This window comes from Paenibacillus sp. strain BS8-2 (assembly GCF_054483835.1).
Genome location: NZ_CM137010.1, coordinates 3,674,254 through 3,696,088, shown reverse-complemented (window position 1 = coordinate 3,696,088; position 21,835 = coordinate 3,674,254). Strand labels below are relative to the sequence as shown.

Here is a 21,835-nt window from a genome sequence, read left to right as displayed (position 1 = left end):
ATATTACGTCAAGCAACATGTTGAAAAAGTACAATACATTCGCTTAACCCCTTCATTGTTCCGTTCCCCAATACGATCCATAATGAGGACATCAACAACATTCAAATCGCGAAGGGATGATATACCATGGTAACGGAACAGATGAAGAAAGAATACGAAGAGCAAGGCTTTACCCTCTTTCATGACCTATTCTCAACTGAAGAAATGGAGCAATTGACAGCCAGCATTGACAGACTCGATGAAGAGCGCGAAGCTGAGCTCGACAAATTGGGTCAACAAGGCCTAAGCATACCGAAGCAGATAAACTTCAATATCCTTCTGAACCAGAAGGATCCCGTTGTCAAAGCCTTTGTTATGCAGGACAAGATGGTTGAAATCACAACTTCGTTAATGGGACCTGATGTTAAACTCTACTGGGATCAATCCGTCTACAAGAGACCAGAAGCCAATCGGGATTTTCCATGGCATCAAGACACAGGCTATCAGCCGATAGAGCCGCAAGTTTATATAACCTGCTGGCTTGCTCTGGAGGATGCTACAATTGAGAACGGATGCATCTGGGTAATTCCAGAAACACATAAGCAGGGATTAGTGGAGCACAAAGATACTGAAGTAGGCAAACAATGTTACTTTGGCGAGGATCCTGGCTTGCCTGTGGAATTAAAGAAAGGAAGCATGGCTGTTTTTAATTCCTTGCTCTTCCATCGCAGTACACCGAACATGAGCAACACGACACGAAAAGGCTTTATTATGCAATATTCTCCAGTTGGAGCCTATAACCCGGTAAGTGGTGAAGTGTATAATAACGGACCAGATGTAGCGGTTAACGGTCACGCTGTGTAAGACGGAATCTTCGGCATACATTCCGGATATACGAAGGGCTGTCTCAGAAGAAGGCTCTCGCACTTGATGAAACAGCTCACGTATAGGTACTAAACAAAGATGGCGGTGCTGAGGGAGTTGTTCCCGGCACCGCCATCTTTGGTTTTCGGTCTATTGCTGCCTTCTGGAGCAAGATGATACTTGGGATTACGCGGATCCGAGCTTGTGCCCTCAACGTATGTGAATTTCTACAATTGAAATAAAGCGCGAATTGCTTTCCCATAATAAGGCGAAGGAATTGGGCCGTGCAACAGCGGATCACCTGTTAATTCCATCCACTCGCGCAGCTGGTTCAGCAAGCCCTGTCTCACCTCTTTTAATTCAGGGTGTTCAGCTAGATTTAGCATCTCTAGCTGATCCTGATCCAGATCATAGAGCTCAACCTGCGGCCTGCCCTTCAGTGTTTCCTTCAGCATGACGGGATAAATCGGACTCTGTCGGATGTCGCCAGGCACATCTATTTTTGTGCTTACTTCAAAATTGACAACCAGCTTATGCTGCTTTGTGCGAATGCTGCGTATCGGCTCATATTGAGTATGATAGGTCTTCTCGGAATAGATACACGCTTGCGGCTGATATTCTTCGCCTCTTAGAAGCGGCCAGAAGCTATGTCCATGGAGGTTATCCGGTTGATCCATTCCAAGCGCCTCAAGCATCGTCGGAACAATATCGACATTGCTGATCAGTTCCTCGTAAACTCGCCCTCCATCTAGACCTGCTGCAGGCCAACGCATAAGCAAAGCCGTTTCGATTCCGGGATCGTAAAGGGTAGATTTCGCTCGCGGCATAGCAATGCCGTGATCGGTTGTGAAGATAACCCAAGTATTCTCCACGATTCCTAGCTCCTTGAGCGAATCAAGGATAATGGCCACTCCTTCATCCATTTGCTTAATAATTCCCTGGAGCGCCGCGACATCTTGCCGCGATTCCGGACAGTCCGGAAGATATGGAGGAATAGCTACCCCTTTGGATTCATCTGGAACAGCGCCTTCCCAATTGAATGGACGATGTGGCTCAAAGAATCCTACTTCCAGGTACAACGGTTTGTCTCCGCTTGTCTGTTCCTTCAGAATACGTGCCCCTTCCTCTCCCATTCTTCTAGCTGGTCCCGTCTCCACTAACACATCATACCCAAGCCGTGCAGGTTCCCTTGATACATGCTGTACGCCAACAAGCGCCGTTGTATATCCATCTCTCTGCAGCTTGGCTGCCATATGCTCCTCGCCTTCATGATACTCCCAGCCAAAGTTGGCATGCGTGAGTCCCATAATGCCGTTAGCGTGGGAGAATCGACCTGTATGCAAGGCGGATCTGCTCGGACTGCAGAGTGGCGAGGTGCAGAAGCTCTTGTCAAATCGCACACCAGATGCAGCCAAGCTGTCTACGGCATCGCTGGACACCGTGGATTGACCATAGCAGCCTAAGTGTTTGCCAAGATCATGCGTTGTAATGAAGACAATATGTGGTTTGTTAATCATCAACATCCCTGCTTTCCTATTTCCCTGTACAACATCTTCTATCAGTATAAAATATCCTCTGCCGGCACACGATGTACTTTAGAGCCACATGTTGTCTCTTGGCGACTGAATTAGGCCTAGGCGCATATTATCTTACATTCCATTAATCTGTCGTTTCATAGGTTCATCCATTGATCTGTAGTTTCATAGGTTCATCCATTGCCAACACATATCTCACACCTTGAAGCTCGACCTGCAGTGGCTCCCTCCTCGTGCAATTTACAACAAAGGCAGCCCCCTCAGCATTTCGTTCGAAGCTCACACTGACGATACCGCCGAGAATTGGCAAACGATCCAAAGAGAAGCCGCCCCAGTCTGCGGGAATATGTTTAGGATCAAGCACAAGTACGCCTTCTTTCGTCGGGGTAATCCCGCAGATTCGCTCGATCAGCGTGCTTGCCATTAACCCGCCCCACAGAAAGTGGGCCGCATTATAACCGTCTCCTGTAAGTGGATTATAATTCTCATAAGCGGTAACAAAACCTTTGTGGGTCATCAGATCTATCGTCTTGTGGAAGAGCATGTCCCCTACATCTGAATCATAATGATACAAGCCCTCAGTTACAAAATAATTGAAATAGAACCATACCGGTCCTCTCCAATACGAATAGGCTGGATTAAAGTCAGCATCATCCGCAGATAGGGTAGGGAGTGGGAAGCGCGTCCAGAACCGGTTTTCGTCCAATAGATGTTCATTTAACCGCTCATATTGCTTCGAGGTAACTAATTGAATGTATAACGGGAAAAATCCTGCCGGAGAATATACCGGTATATGTTTCCCTGTTTTCACATGCAAGTCGAAATAGAAACCTTCTTCTTCGTTCCATAACTCACGCTGAATCGCTTCCCTTGTTCGACGCGCTTGTTCCAGATAACGATTACCCTCCTCTTGCTGGCCTAATTGCTTATATAGCTCACCGATGACCTCATTCTGTTCTACCCATAACACATTAATGTCTACGCCAATAATCGGAAAGTCCCACCAACACGGCTCTGCATCCCCGAACAGCGTATAAATACGATTACCCCAGCGTTTGGCATTATCCTGACCGCTGTCGGACCATTTGCGCACAACAATGAGATCGGGATATTCTGCCTCGATTTGATTCTGTTGGAACCAAGCATTGTACTTGCACAAATACGGAAGCAATCCTTCCGCAAATGACAATGAACCCGTCGATTCCAGGAGCTTCTTGACAGCAAAACCGAAGGCTGGAGGATGCGTCCCTCCGATGGCATCATCAGGGACCAAACTTATATGTAAGTTCTGTCTCTTCGACCCATGTTCTTCAAGGAATACATTGACACCATAGGGCTGAGCTGAATTGGTAATACACCCGTTATCCCACTGCATATTGGCCATGTTCAGCATGGATCCCTTGGCAAGCCTATGGCCCTCAATCCACCGTGAGGCAACCGCATGAAACGCATAATCCCACATCCAGAACCCCCAGAACGTCTGCTTGGCCATCATCGCTGGATAGGAGATCAGACCTTCCGGCAAGATTTCACACATCTGTTGATTTATAAAGGTGAAGCTTGCGAAACTCTCTAACGATTGATCGGGCATATGGATAGATGGCAGCTGTCGTTCAAGCTTCTCCCATGCCTGTAACGCTTTGTCCAGATAAAGCTCCGATAAAGTACCGGATTGACTAGCAGCTTCTTCTTCAAAGGCATCTACGATTCTCCCCTCCGCTTCATCAATCCAGGAGCAGCGATACATAAGCTCTCCATCTCCTACTCCTGCCGGGTCTGCTTCGAAGGCATTCCGAGAAAACTCGAAAAACAGCTCAACCCTTGTCGTATTGGAAGGGATATCAAAGGCATAATCCGTTATATCTTGAAACCACTTCCGATTGGAACAGAGAACTTCCTCACCCCCTACACGGATAACTGGATCGAACTGCCTCGTTCCCTCCCAAAGATTCATCCGAATCCGGTACATCATAGGTTTATGCTGCTTCGCAGCCTCTGTGACCTCAATCCCATTATGCAATACACGAACTTGACTACATCCCAAAGTGTGCCCCAGCATAGGCAAGGAATGATTCAGACCGGCACTCATCTCCATCATACAAGCGACTTTATTATGAAGAACCGTATGTCTTTGTCTTATCAGCTGCCCGTTGATTTCATATTTGCTTTGAATTTCGGAAGTAAGGAACTGTCTCTCCAATAAACGTACAGGGCTATCCAGAACCTCTGGAACAGATGCCAATGGATGAGGAATCCACCCATTATGACCCGGATCTTCATTAAATGATATTCCAATACCCGGTCCTTGCAAATTCACCATTGTCGAATTGTTCCCTCGCACCATTATGGAAGGAATGCCGAGGCCGCTTTCATTGAGCATAATATAAGATCGGGGATAAGACAGGAAAGGGGTCCTTACCAACACAGCATGGCCTTTAAGCTGTTTAAACCTCCTTATAGCGGATAAGGTTGACGTTCGATTGGGAATTGCGAAACTCCTTAAGGAAATACATCACACCCTTTATGAGCAACCCTCTTATTATGAAATCACCGTCAGCATTCACTTTCGGCGTCTATTGTTGTTGCTGCTGCCACATATTCCAGATCATATTCAGGCGCGTAAAAATGATTTTCGAGAGATTGAAGTTGTCCTATCCTATATTGAGAATGAACTGACAAATAACATTTCCGCACGCAATGCGGCTCTTCTATCAGGCTACAGCTATCACCATTTCGTGAAACGTTTCAAAAAACACATTGGTGTATCTTTTGTTGCTTATGTGAATGATCGAAGAATGAAAAAAGCAGAGCGGCTGCTGCTTACAACCGATCTGCCTATACTCGCGATTGCCGAACAAACCGGCATGCCGAAACTTGCCAATTTCTATAAAGTGTTCCGAAAAACATTCGGAAGAAGTCCCTCAGCCTTCCGAAAGCATTTGAATGAAAAATGGTAGGTTCCATTTGGAGGACAGTAAAGACGTCTGACATTTACTATTTCGTAAACCCATCATTAACAACTATATTTATATGTTGACTTTATATATAAAAAATTATTACAATTAAAACAGTTGCAATTATTGTGGAACCTTTATTGCAATCGCTTGCACAATTGAGAGGAGGAGACATGAGATATCCCAATATCCGAGGTTGTCTGTCGGAATGTACACTGTCACGTCATTAGACAATTAACTTTTGATCAGGAGGTAATTCGGATGCATAAAAACAATTTGTTCAAACAAGTATGCTTGATCATTATTGCTGCAATTACACTGACGGTTTTCCAAGTTCCGCCTACCGCCAAAGCAGCCGAACCACAAACCTTTCAAGGCTTAGGCAAAGCGGTTTATGCAGGCAAGACTTACTTCGAGAACAAAATCACGAATGCGACGAAGGTGCTCGTAACGCCAAACGATTCGCTTATTTCGATTCAATCAAAGCTTGATGCAGGAGGTATTATCCAATTCACTGCCGGCACCTACCACTTGGGCACCATGAAAATCAATCGATCCAATACTCGAGTCGAGGTCGACCGGAATGCCGTCTTCAATATGAACAGCAATATCTTATTTGATATCCGTCCGGCAACCGTAACATCGCCAAGGATTGAGAATGTTGAAATCGCTTCCATCGGCCCCGGTCGCTTTACCGTTCATACGAACGGTAATATCGGTGGTGATAAACGTCCTGTTCGATTATCCAACGTGAAGAACTTTGCTGTATCAGGCATTCAAATTGCCGGAAACTACGAAGGACAACCTTTTATCGTTCTGGCTCCCTATCAGGACAGCAGTCCCGGTACAATCATAGTCAATGGCAAACAAACTTATAATCCGATCTTCGGACTCGTCCCTTCATATGGTGTGATTCAAAATGTAGGGGCAACCCGTATCCATGGAGGATATGCCACCGTACAAATATTTGGCGGGAACAACGTTCTTATGCGCAATATTGATGGAGATAATGGCGTAACAGTACGTTTAGAGCCGGGAAGTGGAAAGGATAGCGACTATATCAGCATGTCAGGACCGGATCTTGGCGCTCTTCACAACATCGCGTTAGTTAATATTAGCAATAGCAACGGCTTTGCATCTGTATATTTGAAGCCGCATGCCAAGATTAACCATAACATTACTCTTGCGGATATATCGGCCGTTAACAGCGCATTTGCCATTCATGGGGATGTGGCTGAGTTCAAATCGGATGACGAGGTTACGGTAACCTATGGCGGCAACACCTATCAAGTTCACAGACAGAGAGGACGTTTTGAAAACATTAAGCTAAAGGGTGCCATCTCGCTGACGCAGCAAGGAACCAATAAATCTGCCTGGTTCGCGATCAGCGATTTACTGTACATAGACTACAGCAAACGAGACGGGGCGGGTAATTATTCAGATTACGCCTCATCAATCGAGGGTTCCAAACGCTTAACGACTCCCGTTGTGCCCGTGCTTCTCCTTGCGCAGGAATACCGGTCTGATACCGTGTTCAGTGTTGAACGCGGAAATTACACCATGGACTTAAACGCTGCCGACATTCAATCCATAGGCTTTACTCATTCCTTAGCTACCGATGGCGGCGTGTTGTATAGAGAAGATGGCAGGACCAAAACAAATAAACCTTTGACAGCCGAACAAATTATGGAGTAGAACCTTCAATACAACCAAGCGATTTGCAAGAGACTGTGTCTCGAGCAAATCGCTTATTTCGTATGGCATGGTATTGTGTTGCATGGCATTGTATTGCATAGCATACTTCCTGCTTGCCCCGCGAAGTAAAGTCGCATACTATAGAAATACGAATCCGCAATACTTTGGAGGATATCCCCTATTATGACGAACAAAAAATATAAGGCCCCCGCAGCTGAAAAGGTGTTGGATATTCTCGAGCTCATGGCAAGGGAAAACAAGGCGTTCTCTGTTACGGAGATCAGCAACGTCTTATCCATAACGACGAACTCTGTCTTCCGGATACTGAAGGAGCTGGAAGAGAAAAAGTACATTCAGAAAAAAGATTCGGACAGCACCTATCAGCTGACCGGCAAGCTGTATTACCTGGGCAGCTCTATTGCCAATCGGATCACGCTGAAGGAGGTGGCAGAGCCCACTATGCGAGCCCTGCGGGACGAGACGAGGGAGACGACCTTGCTCACGAAGCCAGGTGCACTTGGCAGAACGCTTGTCGTTGATCAGCTGGAAAGTTTGGAGCCGATCAAGTTTCTCTCCACTGTTGGATTGGAATACCCTTCCCACACCTCGGCTATGGGCAAGGCAATGCTGGCGTTCAGTCCGGATCTGCTGGAGCAGTATCTGAATCATCACGAGCTTGAGCCCGCAACTCCAGGCTCTATAGTCTATCCGGTCAAGCTTAGAGAAGAAATGGAGCATATTCGCGCACAAGGCTACGCGCTCGACATGGAGGAATCCTGTGAGGGACTTCGTTGCATCGGCGTGCCGATTCTGAATGCGGCCGGTCAGCTAGAAGGCGCTATCGGCGTGTCCGGACCCATATTCCGCATGTCGAAGAAGACGATGGACCGTTATATTCATCTCACCGTGAAGCAGGGCTCCCTCATATCTGAGCAGCTGGGACATCGACAGATTTGAGCATATCAAGCCGATAAGGCGCATATTCGCGCTTTATCGGCTTGATTAGCTATTGCTATATGTTTTAGATTATTGGGTAAGTCACTATATGCTTTAACAATCTGAACAGAACGACGGACGCCTGAGCTCTAGTCGCATACTCCTTCGGGGCGAAGCGATCGTCTCCCATTCCAAGCATTAAACCGTTTTGCTGAACAAACACCACACTGTCTCTAGCATATTTTGCAGTCTCATGCGAATCCTCGAATGTTATATTACCCCCGGCAGAAGCCCGATGAATGTCCTTTGCTCGAACAAACCTTTCTATTATAACAGCCATTTCCTGACGAGTGATGGGATCGTTGACACCAAATGTACCGTCACCTCGACCCTGTGCGATTCCTCGTTGATAGGCAGTTGTAACCGAGTTCGAATACCATTGCCCGTCTTGGACATCCGTGAAAGAGCCCTTGTCACCCGTAGCATCAAGATCATCCATGCCCATCAACATATGGAGGAACTCTCCTCTCGTAATAACTGCGTCAGGCTTGAATAAGTTATAACTGTACCCTTGTACGATTCCTCTCACAGCCAGCCCCTCTATGCTGTCTTCAGCCCATGAAACCGATGCAAGATCATCGAATGTCGCTGAAGCGGTAGCAGCTGTATATGGGCTGAAATGGTGTACCCGAACGATAACCTTTCCGCTTTTCTCATCGTATAGGCTATTCTTAATGACCTCCAAGGAGCCTTTCTCATTGAGGTGATACCCCACTATTCGATGCAAGGATGTTTGATCCGTATTGGATATGTCCAGCTGAAGCTCTACTTCTTGATCTCCAAATTCGTGAATGAGCTCATCATCGATAGCCAGCTCGACGTCATAAACGGGATTGCCCTGCAGTGCTTGCTTTATGTCTGCTTTAAGCTCATCCTCGGGTACAAGTCTTACGGACAGCTTAATCTCTGCTGAATTCTCCGCATCACGGAACAAGCTTAGAGGGAATATGACGGTTGCAAGCCCCATATCAAATGCAATTCGTTGAACCGTCTCATCACCCGAAGCGAGAAGACCTGAGACAGGTAAGGTTAGTTGAACCTCCTTCGTATTCTCCGGAACATCCACCGAGATACGCATAGTTCCGTTCCCGGCGTAGACTACTTCATTCAAAAGGTCTGCTTCGCCGAGGCTCACCTTTACGCTCTTCTCAACATTCTGAGGGGCTCCTTCATTCCCGTTTCCGCTGCCTCCATTATCTGAATCACCGGATTCAGGCGCAGCCTCTGTGTAGATTTCTAGCAGCAATACGCCTTCAGGCTCCAAGGACAGGGAAGAATCTAATGATTGTCCAGTCATCATATCCTTGATCGTCACTATGTTTCCATTCACAGCCTTTAGTTGGAGGTCAGATCTGTTTTTTCCCATGTTGACTACAGTCATGACATATCGGTTCTCTCCATCTGGCTGAACTCTCCAGAAGCTTCCCTTCTTCAAGCCGCCGTTCTCTTCTGTGAGTCCAATCGCAGGTTGGGCGCTGGTCGGAAGCATATTGAAGATGGACGCCAGCATGGATTCCGCCGAACCGTCCTCCAAGTGGATGAGCGTTCCACTGCCCGCTTGAAGCGATTGCGTACGTAATTGGTGATATTCATCAAATTTCAGACTACTTTGATCCATGATGACCGTTCCGCCCTGATCCAAATAACGCTGCAGTGCTGCAAATTCCTCATTCGTCACTTGCTCAGTCTTGTATACAGCAATAACGTCCCATTCGTCATGATCTCTCTTGTCGATGATATTGCCGGTAGCAAAACCAATAGGTACCCCTTCGAATACCATCGGCTCGTATACCTCGAATAACTCATCCATGTAATGGGCGTTATCGATGGCAGACGTTTCGGAATAGAAGACACGGACCGGTTTTCTCTGGTTCTGGAAAGCTGTCATTTCCTCAGAGAATGCATTCATATCCATCATCGTCTGCGTCAATTCATTGGCTACTCGCGGCTGCTGTGCTACACTTGCTGGATAAGACTTGCCGAGACCGCCCGGCATATCCGCCGCATCGATCAACCGCTGCTCGATTGATCCGTCCGCATTTCTCCCCCAGAACCATGTCAAGCTGGCATCCATCCCCAGCAACGTAGTCAACCAGAAGGTCGATCGCACATATTCAGGCTTCATATCTACCATTCTGAATTGCGTGGTGGATAAGCTATGTAGCTCAGTATTAATATGAGCCTTCTCTGGAGATACGGATTGCATAAAGTCATATGCCATAAACATTTCCTGCCAGAAGAACGAATAGTCGGACTCCCATCCTTCGGGTTCATTGCCAGCCTTCCAATCTCTCTTGCGGAATTTGGAATCATCGCCGATCATACCCGCCATCTCCGTAAGCGCTTCCAGATCGATGCCATGATCCCGTGTCCCTTCAGTAAACACATTGGGCATAATCTTCATATGTGTTTTCGCATCTGGATTATTACGCACAATGCCATCATTCAGAAAGGTGAGCCAGTCTGTTACTCGATCCATATTGAAACGCGACCAGTCAAACCACATAGGTGTGCCTCGTTTGCTGACATCCATCGGAATTTGAATCGTTACTTCGTCAAATTCGGCATATTGGGTTCCCCAAAGCTCGTTCAAACGATCGATAGAAGAATGTTTGTCTTGCAGCCATTCTCTGAATTTGTCTACGGTATAAGATGAGATGCCTTCCGGAATCTTGGCCCAGCTGTCGTTCGCCGTAAACCAATGCGGCTCATTAAACAGCATATATCCGAGCTCTGTATATGGCTTGCCCACAGTCTCCGGTACAACCTGATCAAAGATGCTGTTCCAGATGTTTCTAAGCGCCGGATTATCAATATCATAATTGGCATATTGATAGTTTCTTCCAATTCGCATTTCCGGACCAATGCCTTCTCCCCATACCGACTCCCATTGACTGTCAAACCCCCACCAGCTGCTAGCTGGATCATTGGCTTTGTAGGGAACGCCGCTATGCCACAAGTTCAAATAGCCGATATTCGTATTTGGCCGCTCTGTTAAGTCCTTCATTCGTTCCATGTCAATCGTTCCATCTGGGTTTTGAAAGTTTATACTTAACGCCTTCGGGTGATCCACATTGCCTAAATGATCGTTATAGAGTCCGGAATCCATCGTGGATTGGTTGAGCGGTTTGGAGAAGTAGTCATATACAAACACAGGTTTCCCATTCGTTTCGAAGGAACTGCCGTTTAAAGCTATGTTGTTCCAATCCATTTTCGGTACCGGCTTGCGGACGATTTCGCCGTCAAGCACCTTCTGCAGCTCGGATATAGCCTTATCGAGCATGGCGATGACTTCCATACGTTCAAAATCAGGCAGCTCGTTCGCGAGTTTATCCCCTTGCCCCTTGAACAACACCATCTGCTCATACAGCTTGGCATTCAGAGCGATATGCTGCTCGTCCCAATCGGCAAACTTGAGGAATTGCTCCGACATCCATTGGACAGTTTCTTCTCGTGTAATGTCTATGCCGCGCTCCTTAGCTGCGGCCATCCTCTCTTCAAGCGCAGCCAGCTTTGTCTCCGCTTCGGCTTTCAACATTAAATCTGGCTCTGTCGGAGCGTTAACAATCGTAATGGACAAGATCTCTTTAATTGATTGATTGATTCTTGCCTCCAATTGTACAGATCCAATCCGTTTTGGAATAATTGTACTCGTTATACCCGAGCTATGTTTCTCTGCGGCATAACCTGGAGCTTCATCCGTGTCAAGGAGTACCCAGTTTATAACTGGATTTTCAATTGGACTTTCGTCATCTCTGTATACAACAGCGGATACCGTCCTGCCTTCATTTCCCTCTGAGAGAGCCATCTCTAGTTGGGTAAGCTCTTCTCCTTCTTCATCAAATAATTTCACGGAAGCGGCATCCTGAGGACTGCCCGGCTCCTGGGTAGTAATCGTTACTCGATAGACTACTATTCCATGTCCATTCTTCATTTCAATGATACTGCCTTCCTGCATAGCAGAAGTACTAATCGCAAATACCGCTTGATCCGCATCCTCTGTTATGGGGGATACCGCGATATCATCTAATACAGCCGTATAGCCGGGTGATGGTTGCTCGGGATGCTCTGCAACCTCATCATTCGTCACCTCGATGGATACGGATGCCTTGATCCCGCCATTGACTCTAGCTTCAATATCGACGGTCCCAGGACGCTTGGGAAATATCGTCACCTCGTTATCCACATTTGTTTTGGAAGCGGCATATCCCTGACCCACATCTGTCTTAAGAATAACCCAATTAATTAGAACATCGTTCATTACATTGCCGTACTGATCATAGACTAGAGCTTGTAAAGTTCTGCCAGGTTCTCTATCGGCCATGGACAATTGAAAATGCTGTGCGAGGCGACCCTCTTGCGTCAGCAGCACCACGTTTGTCGGTCTGGGACTGGGCTGCCCCGCCCCTTCGCCACTCAAGGTTTTGTCATATCGCAAATACAAGGTGTCATGAGCCGTGTCTAGCAATCGAATCGTACCATTGTTAAGAACTGGCCTTCCGTTTGTCATGTATTCCTCGTAATCCCACATCAGCTTGCTCGTATCCTCTGCTGCAAGAACAACAGGGAATGAGCTGAGCAGCATACTTACGACCAACCAAATCGCAATCGCTTTCATCTTCAATTTAATTCCTCCCTCAAGTTTGTTGAGCCCGGATAATCATCCGGGCTCTATTACCCACGCAGTCCTTTCAGATAGCTAGCATTCTGACAATGACCTGTACAACCTCCTCTCGTTTGGTATCCTCAAGCGGAGCAAATCGACTATCGCCGCGTCCTTGCATCCAGCCAAGCTTCAACATGTCACGGATGGCCTGCTGCGCCCAGTCACTGGCTTGCATTAGATCTATTACATCTACGGCATCGTTTTTAGTTTCATCATGGTCTGGGCTAAGCTTGGATTTGGCGCGCATGAGTACTGCAGCCACTTCTTGTCGTGTGATAATATCGTCAGGAGCAAACCGATCTGTGCTTTTGCCGGTTACAAGACCATTCTCGTAAGCAACCCTAACTGGGTAGGCATACCAATCTGAAGCATCAACATCTATGAACGGAACAGCTTGATCCTTCTCAGCGTTTAATCCAAGCGCACGCACAAGCAATGCTGCAAACTCGGCCCGTGTTACGCTTCGTTTCGGCTGGAATTCATCTGCTGACACACCGGTTACGATCCCTCTGGCAGCCAGAAGCTCAATCGCAGGCGCAGCCCAATAATCCGCAGGTACATCCTTGAACGTTTTCTTATATTGCAGGCCTGCATAGGTGCTGAAATGCCGTACAGCAGCAACCAGCATTCCATCACGAACGCTTCCGCCTACATATTCCAGCGTGCCGTCCTCCTTCATGAAGTACATGCCAAGCTGAGAAAGCTTCGCCGTCCCTTCGTTCAGTCTCAAGGATATCGTAATCGGCTCCTTGAAGCTGGGCAGCTTGATCTCTTTGCCGCTCTGATCCACAATGCTCAGTGTGAAGTCTATGATTGGCGTAGCTGCTGTCAATTGAACACTGCCAGCTGCCATCGCCGCAGCCACAAGTGACTGTGCCCTGGACTCAGTCAGCTTATCAAAGGAAACGGCAACAAAAGCTCCCTCGCGTGCAGCTAGCTCCACCTTCGAAGTCAGGTCCTTCAATACGGAGGCCGGTATATCAATGGCAAGCCCGTCAGCGAGCAATTGCAGCTTGCTCTGGCTTTGAGCGCCAAAGGATTGAGCCGGCAGCAGCACCTTGTTTTTGTTCGCCGGCACGCTCCATTTGATTACGCCGTCAACCGCCTGAGGATTGCTAATCACTTCAACCTCTGGGTCTAGTGTCGACACGGGAGGCGCTGGAGTTGCAGGATGATTAGGCGCAGTTGGCTGCTCCTTTTCATGCACTTGAACCTCCAATAACAGAACACCTTCCGACGGAAGCACGAAGTCAGCAGCCATCTCCTTCCCGGTCATCATATCGGTAATGGTCACGGGAGACTGATCCGCCATCGCGATTTCCAGCTCGGCGTTATTTTTTCCTACATTAATAATCGTCATGACATACGAATGGTCGGATGCCTGTACAACCCGCCATATTGCTCCCTTCTGAGTTAAGCCGTTGGATTCCTTCAGCTCTACTGGAGAGAGCTTGTTGGCCGCGCCCAGCATATCCAGTGCTTCATCGGCCATAGCCGTCACATCGCCGTTCATCGCAATCAATGTGCCATTGCCGGCTGCAAGCGACGCAGTCCGCGGCTGACGATACTCATTGAAGGCCAAGCTTTCACCATCGATAATGATCGTGCCGCCCGCATCCAAATAACTTTGCAGTGCGGCGAACTCCGCATCCGTTACGTTCGGGGTCTCACGTACAACAATGACATCCCAAGCAGAGTTCGGCTGCTTCTTAATGATACTTTCCGTGGCAAAGCCGATCGGAACGCCGTCAAAGTTCAACGCTTCATACAATTCGAACTGATCATCCATATAATGTTCGTCTTGAATCGCTGAAGTTTCCGAATAAAAAATACGAATTGGCTTCTCTTGCGTCTGGAATTGTACAATTTCCTCCGAGAACGCATTAAGATCCATCATTGTTTTACTCAACTCGTTCGCTACACGCGGCTGCTGGGCAACTGTCCCCGGATAAGATTCCAGCAAGCCCTGCACCGTTGTATTCATCAGTCGATTCTCAATGGAGCCGTCCGGGTTTCTGCCCCAATACCAGGTAAAGCCTGCGTCCATGCCCAGAACGGTTGCCAGCCAGTAAGTAGAACGGACATATTCCGGCTTCATATATAGATCTCTGTATGCGACTGTGGAGAGGAAATGCACCTCCGAATTAACATGCGCCTTCTCTGGACTGACAGAATGCATGAAGTCATAAGACATGCCCAGCTCCTTCCAGTAGTACGCATAATGCTCCGTCCAATCCTCCGACGATCCCGTTGCTTTGAAGTTCACCTTGCGCGTCTTCGCATCGTCGCCGATGATCTCCGCCAGCTCGGTCAAATCCTCAAAGTTAATACCGTGCGTGCGATTGCCTTCGGCAAACAGGTCCGGCATCAGCTTCATATGTGTATTGGCATCCGGATCATTAGCTTTCACCTCATCATGCAAGAAGGTCAGCCACTCCGTGCCTCTCTCCATATTGAAGAGGGATACATCATATCCTGCCGGCGTGCCCTTGTACGATTTGTCCAGCGGAATAACGCATTTTGCTGCCGCATCAAAGCTAATAAAGCTGGTGCCCCACAACGCGTTCACCACATCTATTGTTCCATGTCGATCCTGCAGCCAATCAGCGAACTGTTGGAGCGCAATATCCGAAATCCCCTCCTGTCCGTTCGCTTTCTTAGCGACGGCCCAGTGGCCCTTCTCCAGAAACCAATGCGGCTCATTGGCTAACAGGTAGCCAAGCTCCGTGTAGGGCTTGCCGGATGTGATTGGTCCTGTATTGGCAAGCACATCTTTCCATATCGATCGAATAGCGGGATGATTAATATCATATTTGGTGAAGGTTGTAATGCCATCACGCATCGTATCCCCATTCTGACTGACCGCCCAAGCCGGAGCTGGGTCATGCCATAAGATGGTATAGCCCATATTGCTTGTAGGGCGATTCTGCAGATCCCCATATTTATCCGACGTCGGCGTACCATTGCTATCGCTAACAAAGCTGGGATTAATGGAACGAGGAAGATCAATACTGCCGAGATAATGGTTGTAGAGTGTCGTATTATCCTTCGATACATCCAGCGGCTTGGAGAAATAATCATGCAAAAACACAGGTTTACCGTTGCTGTAGAAGTTGCTGCCTTGCAGCGTTACACCATCCCAATCCACAAGACGCACAGGTCTCCTTGTGACCGAGCCATCCAGCACTTCACTTAATTCCGCAATGGCCGTTTCCAACATGGCAATAATTTCAGTTCTTTCAAATTCAGGCAGCTCCGCGGCCAATTCCTCCGGAGAACGTCCTCCAGGGCTGTAGGTAGGAATTACGGCGAACATTCTTTTGTTCACAGCCATGTTCTGCTCATCCCAGTCTGCATATTTGTCGTATTCCTTGGCGAACCATACTGTTCCCTTCTCCCGCTCCGCATCCAGATTTCTGGACTCTGCTTGAATTATCAGCTCTTCGAGCTCCGTGGTTCTCGTAGAAATAAGCGTCTTAAGCTCGCTCGCGGATAACGCTCCATACTTCACGACCATCTTGTCGATAATGGCACCGCTTGCTGCAATGACATCCATATATGCCGTCTTGCCGTCTGCCGAGGTTAACGTCACTCTCGCCTGTCCGGAGCCAGCGGCTCCTGCTGTCAGATAGATGCGCCCCTCCTGCAATTCCGCCGTCACAACGCCTTCATCAGACGAAGCAGCAACTGTCGCTACCAGTCCCAGCTTGGCTTCCGTATTCTGAATGCTTGCATCAATTAACTTCCCGTAGGAGACAACGTTTATTTCCTTTGGAATGGATGCAATAACGGTAAGAGTTGTCCCCTCCGCAATGGTGGCGTCAGTGGTCAGAGCGACAATAAGCGGTTTGAGCACTTGGGCCGAGCCTTGCGACAATTCCAATCTGCTCTTGGCATAGAGCGTCAGCACCGAGTCTGCATCCAGCGCCAGCAGGCCTGTCGGTCCAATCGCCTCGCCCTTTCCTTTGATATACAGCGCGCTGCCCGGCATGAATTGAACCGCTCCAATGCCTCCAGCACCTACCGCGCCATTGCCGATAATGAAACCTTCATCACGGAAATCCTGAAGCTGTCCCTTCACCGTTATGACACCATGTACCGTCATCTGGGCTGTGTATTTCAAGCGAACATTTGCAGGCACCGTCATATTTTTGGTGATTGTAACCGGCTTGAACACTTCAATGACCTGGTAGGTGATACCGTTAACGACTTCGTTATTAAGCGCTCTGACGACCTCTTCCCCACCGGTCTGGAAAGCCTGTATGGCCGAAAGCAACTGACCAGCCGTTGTCATCTCTGCAACAGGAAGTCCTCCCGCCCCCTTGGCGGCAACAAATTGTGTTGTCGCAGCCTCCAGCTCCGTCCGTGCATTGCCGTAATCTGCTTCCGTCGAATCCGAATCCATACGAACGGCAGCTGCACGCTGAATGCTGGCTGCATATTCCTCCTTTGCAGCAGGTGTTACCCATAGGGTATCGGACCCGATATCCTGTCCATCTATGCTGGAGCCAGTGTAGTCGCGATGGGCCTCTGCGATGGCCAGCGCCTCTGTCAGCTGTACTTTGTTAAGACCCGCCGGGAAATACGCAACTCCCTCTCCGATATTCGCGATCGAGAAGTTGAAGGTTGCTTCATCCGATACCGTTATTTTGGCGAATACCTGGCTTGTCACCGGCTTAGCCAAGGTAATCATGCCTGCTGCAAGATCCAGATGATGATTACCTCGAACGGCCACTCTCGTGTCGGCTCCCAAGCGGAAGATGCCGCCTGCGCCAATCACCTCGGTTCCCTGCTGATAGTAGCTGCTTCCCGTGTAGAAGTTGACCTTCCCTGTACCCGTTCCGATTAAACCGCCTGTGCGTAATTCTGCAGCCCGGCTGTCCTGCACAATGCCATAGATATCAAGGCTGGCGTTGACTGTTGCTTGTGCGAAGAGCTGCAGCTTCACGCCGCTTGCTATAGACATCTCCTTATCCAGCACAACAGGCTCATACAGCTCAGCCGTATTGCCATTCAGCTTCACCTTGGAATCATCAATTGTGAGCGCTTGCAACATTGCGACCAATTCACTAGCCGTCGCAATCCGAATGACACCGTTGCCCGTCCCCTGCTGCCTGGCAGCATCAAAGCTGCTTGAAGCTGATGCAAGCTGGGTGACGGCGCTATCTGCCTCCAGCTGGGACACACCGGCTTGATCCCTTACCGCTGTCGCAGCCACAATAGCGCTTTCATATTGATCCATAACAGCCTGGCTCACCCACATGCCGGGTGCGGTTATATCGGTGCCGTCCTCGCTGACGGAGACCGATGCCCGATTTGTGTTAGCTCCGGCAATGGCTTGATTGAGAGCCGTCAAGTCCGCTTGGCCCGGCGGCGTCGTTGACTGCACAATACCTTCCGCAATCGTTCCGTTGACCACCAGCGTCGCGCCATCCGCGACAAGAATGCTTTTGGCCATATCGGCTGTTACCGTCTTGCCTGCAGGAACCGTAACTGTCCCAGAGGTAATCAGGAATCCATTTTCAGCCTTTAATGTCACGCTCGCATTGGTGCCTAGCATGAAATAACCATTGGCGCCTACAACCTCTACGCCCTGCTGGTAATAGCTGCTTCCCGCTTGTAGGACGATGGAGCCTGCTCCTGTCCCTACTATGCCGTTTCTGCGAAATTCAAGCGCACGACTGTCCTGAAGCTTGCCATATACCACAATGGCACTTTGAATGCTCATCTGAACAAAGCTTTGCAGCTTGATTCCACTTGGAACGGCAAAGGACTCATTAAGCGTGACGGGAGTGCTTACTTGCACCGTTGACCCCGCGTCTGCTAATTTGATTTTTGCCGGATCTCCACTCGCATCCATCTTTGTCTTCAGATAGTCCGCAAGCTCCTGGGCCGTGGACAGCTGCGGTGATGCAACGGATAGTGCCGGTGCAGCCAGCGCGCTGATCATGAACATACATAACAATAAGACAATCGATTTCCTCATAATGGGCCTCCTCGAACCGAAAGACAGCCGTCATCCATGCTTTCGCTAATTCCGGCTGCCATCGCTTCTATCTCTTATTCGTCTTCCTTCATAACGGGGGCAATCTGCAACTTGAAGGCAAATTGTTTGTCACTTAGCTGATAAGCCTCCAGCAGATCCGTTCCGCAGGAGCTGGAGCCGATACCGTTCATCCGATGATCAAGGTGAACAATCGTCTCCTTCCGCCGCTTCAGCTCATGCGTATGCATAGCCAAGGTCATGTCCTCCGGTGTATAATGCAGCGCCTGGAAGGAGTATTCGCTCCCCGGGCTTGTGAACATCAGACCCATGCCAAGCGCATTGCTTACCGTCGCCCACTCTGTTCCATAACGTGAACCGTTCTCCTGCGGCACCACATAGGATTGATGCATGTCGTCAACGGTCAATGCGTATTTCCCTTTCCTCACGCTCCGCCGCTTGTCCACATAGCTCTCATGAGGACCATAGCCGAAGTACTCCACCTCTTCATGGCCTCCAGGCATGATCCACTGCAGGCCGATTCGCGGCAAATACGGCAGCTCCTCGCGAACCTTCATCTCGGTCACGACTGTAATGACGCCTGCACCATCGACCTCCCAGATCGCAGTTCCCCTCAGAATTGGCAGCTTGATATAGCCGCCAAGCGAGAATTCGACCTCGAATCTGACCCGTTCAGCAGTGGCCAGCGTCATCTCGGCACGGTAAACCTTGGTCTCGATACGATCGTAGCCCTCCTGTCTCCAGAACACCTTGATCTTGCGATCATTGTCTGCCGGTGCCCGCCAAATATGGAATTTCGGCATGCCTTGCAGAAGGGGAACTCCATGCTTGGTCACTTGTGTGAAGGAACCCGCTTGGAGGTCGAATACATGGAGGAAATCAAAACCTGTAATTGCTACCTCCGTACCGTGTGTCCGGACAGTCATAGATGAACTCCAGGCAATCGTCCCCTCTTGCTCCACGGACAAGTGAGGGGCCGGCAGCTCGAACTGCTCGCTGGTCAGCTCATACCCTGCAGCCGCCCAAGGCGCATCGCTGCGCTGCATAACCGTTACATGCAGGAACCAGCGTCCGCTTGCAGCCGGGGATGAATAAGGCACTTCGATGATCTCAGTCTGCTTGGGCGCCGTATGGAGAACAGGCAGCACGCCCTGCTGGATGGTCTCGCCGTCTCGTTCGACCTTCCAGGCCATCAAACATTCCGACAGATCGATGAAATCATATCGATTCGTGACACGCAGCAGCCCCTTCGTCAGCTCCTCCGCCTCCAGCAGCACAGGCGCGATAACCTTCTTCAGCTCCAGCAGATTGGTATGGGGAATTCGGTCCGGACTGACCAGCCCGTCGATACAGAAGTTCCCGTCATTCGGCATTTCGCCGAAATCACCGCCGTAGGCGAAGTAAGCCTCTCCCTCCGGCGTCACACGTTTAATCCCGTGATCACACCATTCCCATACGCAGCCTCCCATCAGCTTCGGATAGTTGTAGATGACATCCCAGTAATCCTGCAGATCGCCGCAGCTATTGCCCATGGCATGACTGTATTCACATTGCAGCAAAGGTTTGTTCAAGCTCTCATCCGTTGCATAATTCAACAGCTCCTGAACCGTTGCATACATACGGCTGTTGACATCCAGACAATCCGTATCGGGATGCCCGTTGTACTTGAGTGCTGCCCCTTCATAATGAATCAATCGGGAGTGATCGCGCTCCTTGGTCCATCTCGCCATTGCAATATGGTTGACGCCATAACCCGATTCGTTGCCCATAGACCACATGACGACGCTTGCATGGTTTTTGTCACGCTCCACCATCCGAATCGCACGCTCCAGGAATGCAGCCTCCCAAGCCGTATCTTTGGCCAGCATATGATAATCACCGGCGGGCAATACACCATGACACTCCAGATCCGCCTCATCGATCACATAGAAGCCCAGCTCATCGCATAAATCAAGGAAACGAGGATCATTGGGATAATGAGAGGTTCTGACCGTGTTCACATTATGTCGCTTCATCAGATGCAAATCTTGAATCATATGTTTAAGCGGAATCGTCTGGCCAAGCTCAGGATGCGAATCGTGTCGGTTGACGCCCTTCAGCTTTACCGCTTGCCCGTTTATCAGGAACACGCCATCCCGAACTTCAACCTTCCTCATTCCCACTTTGAAGTGAAGCACCTCATCGCCGCCGTTAACGAACAAGCTGTAGAGATAAGGACGTTCCGCATGCCATAGCTCCGGCTGCTCCACAGTCAGACTGAACGTGGCGGAGCCATCGATCGTTCCTGATGCTTCTCCCCGCTTCACTCCGGAGGAATCAACAAGCTGAATGGATACGTCTACAGAGCCTAGCGTGTCGATTGTACATTGCACAACGGACTGATCCAGATGCTCTGACAGCTCCGCCCGATAGAATACATCACGAATTCGGCTCTCGCTGCGGGCCAGCAGGTAGACATCCCGGAAAATGCCAGAATACCGCCAGGCATCCTGATCCTCTAGATAGGAGCCATCCGACCACTTCAGCACCATAACGGCCAGTCGGTTGCTGCCGCTCCTGAGATAAGGCGACAGGTCGAACTCTGCCGGCATACGGCTTCCTTGGCTATACCCGACGAAGGAACCGTTTACCCACAAGTAGAAGCAGGAATTGACACCCTCGAATACGACGTGCTTTCGCTTGTCCAGCCACTCCTCTCGAACCTGGAAGTCCCGGATATACAAGCCTGCCGGATTGCGATCAGGTACGAATGGGGGGTCACAAGGGAAAGGATAATTAACATTCGAATAATGCATTTGATCATAGCCGTTTGACTGCCAGCAAGAAGGCACGATCAGATCATCCCAGCCGCTGACATCGACACCGTCCTCATAGAAGGCGTCCTTTACTTCATGTACGCTGTTATAGTACCGGAACTTCCACTGTCCGTTTAATGTTTGATAGAATGGAGACTGCCCTCGCTTAGCCGACTGCGCCGAGCGTTCATCTGCGTAGGGTATATAATGCGCGCGAGGCTCCTCGCGATTCACATGCAGGACGTGTAGATCGTCCCAATATTTTGTCAGTTGCAGCATAACGTTCTCACCTCAATTAAACTCAATTAAATCTTGATTACACCGAATATAAATGGAACCTGGAGAGC

General features: G+C 49.1%; 9 protein-coding genes. 4 read left to right on the top strand and 5 right to left on the bottom strand.

Annotation, left to right across the window (positions count from 1 at the left end; all coding sequences use genetic code 11):
- Positions 1–126 precede the first annotated feature (126 nt).
- A complete protein-coding gene (locus tag ACX1C1_RS15750; protein ID WP_458953120.1) occupies positions 127–843 on the top strand; it encodes a phytanoyl-CoA dioxygenase family protein in 717 nt (238 codons plus the stop codon).
- A gap of 227 nt (positions 844–1,070) precedes the next feature.
- Here the strand turns inward: ACX1C1_RS15750 and ACX1C1_RS15745 are convergent, their stop codons facing one another.
- Together ACX1C1_RS15745 and ACX1C1_RS15740 are read right to left on the bottom strand one after the other, a co-directional pair.
- On the bottom strand, positions 1,071–2,360 hold the full coding sequence (locus tag ACX1C1_RS15745) for a sulfatase family protein (protein WP_458953119.1): 1,290 nt from the start codon (positions 2,358–2,360) through the stop codon (positions 1,071–1,073).
- Between the two features lie 163 nt (positions 2,361–2,523).
- Entirely contained in the window at positions 2,524–4,698 is a 2,175-nt protein-coding gene (locus tag ACX1C1_RS15740; protein ID WP_458953118.1) for an amylo-alpha-1,6-glucosidase, read from the bottom strand.
- A 160-nt stretch (positions 4,699–4,858) separates the two neighbouring features.
- Here ACX1C1_RS15740 and ACX1C1_RS15735 point away from each other — a divergent pair, with 160 nt between their 5' ends.
- From ACX1C1_RS15735 to ACX1C1_RS15725, 3 genes are all read left to right on the top strand, one after another.
- Positions 4,859–5,335, top strand: coding sequence for a helix-turn-helix transcriptional regulator (locus ACX1C1_RS15735; protein ID WP_458953117.1), 477 nt, complete (start codon positions 4,859–4,861; stop codon positions 5,333–5,335).
- A 258-nt stretch (positions 5,336–5,593) separates the two neighbouring features.
- On the top strand, positions 5,594–7,027 hold the full coding sequence (locus ACX1C1_RS15730) for a hypothetical protein (RefSeq protein WP_458953116.1): 1,434 nt from the start codon (positions 5,594–5,596) through the stop codon (positions 7,025–7,027).
- Between the two features lie 183 nt (positions 7,028–7,210).
- On the top strand, positions 7,211–7,984 hold the full coding sequence (locus ACX1C1_RS15725; RefSeq protein ID WP_458953115.1) for an IclR family transcriptional regulator: 774 nt from the start codon (positions 7,211–7,213) through the stop codon (positions 7,982–7,984).
- Positions 7,985–8,048: 64 nt separating this feature from the next.
- Here the strand turns inward: ACX1C1_RS15725 and ACX1C1_RS15720 are convergent, their stop codons facing one another.
- The 3 genes from ACX1C1_RS15720 to ACX1C1_RS15710 all read right to left on the bottom strand — a co-directional run bounded on the left by ACX1C1_RS15720 (position 8,049) and on the right by ACX1C1_RS15710 (position 21,767).
- Positions 8,049–12,641, bottom strand: coding sequence for an S-layer homology domain-containing protein (locus tag ACX1C1_RS15720; RefSeq protein ID WP_458957698.1), 4,593 nt, complete (start codon positions 12,639–12,641; stop codon positions 8,049–8,051).
- Between the two features lie 73 nt (positions 12,642–12,714).
- Positions 12,715–18,675, bottom strand: a complete 5,961-nt coding sequence (locus tag ACX1C1_RS15715; protein ID WP_458953114.1) for an S-layer homology domain-containing protein — start codon at positions 18,673–18,675, stop codon at positions 12,715–12,717.
- A gap of 74 nt (positions 18,676–18,749) precedes the next feature.
- The gene (locus ACX1C1_RS15710) at positions 18,750–21,767 is read right to left on the bottom strand and encodes a glycoside hydrolase family 2 TIM barrel-domain containing protein (protein ID WP_458953113.1); all 3,018 of its coding nucleotides are present in this window, start codon (positions 21,765–21,767) and stop codon (positions 18,750–18,752) included.
- Between the last annotated feature and the right edge of the window lie 68 nt (positions 21,768–21,835).

Bases quoted from the DNA above. Each gene is read 5' to 3' on its own strand.
- ACX1C1_RS15750 (WP_458953120.1), top strand. From the start codon at position 127: ATGGTAACGGAACAGATGAAGAAAGAATACGAAGAGCAAGGCTTTACC.
- ACX1C1_RS15745 (WP_458953119.1), bottom strand. From the start codon at position 2,360: ATGATTAACAAACCACATATTGTCTTCATTACAACGCATGATCTTGGC.
- ACX1C1_RS15740 (WP_458953118.1), bottom strand. From the start codon at position 4,698: ATGGTGAATTTGCAAGGACCGGGTATTGGAATATCATTTAATGAAGAT.
- ACX1C1_RS15725 (WP_458953115.1), top strand. From the start codon at position 7,211: ATGACGAACAAAAAATATAAGGCCCCCGCAGCTGAAAAGGTGTTGGAT.
- ACX1C1_RS15710 (WP_458953113.1), bottom strand. From the start codon at position 21,767: ATGCTGCAACTGACAAAATATTGGGACGATCTACACGTCCTGCATGTG.
- ACX1C1_RS15715 (WP_458953114.1), bottom strand. From the start codon at position 18,675: ATGAGGAAATCGATTGTCTTATTGTTATGTATGTTCATGATCAGCGCG.
- ACX1C1_RS15720 (WP_458957698.1), bottom strand. From the start codon at position 12,641: ATGAAAGCGATTGCGATTTGGTTGGTCGTAAGTATGCTGCTCAGCTCA.
- ACX1C1_RS15730 (WP_458953116.1), top strand. From the start codon at position 5,594: ATGCATAAAAACAATTTGTTCAAACAAGTATGCTTGATCATTATTGCT.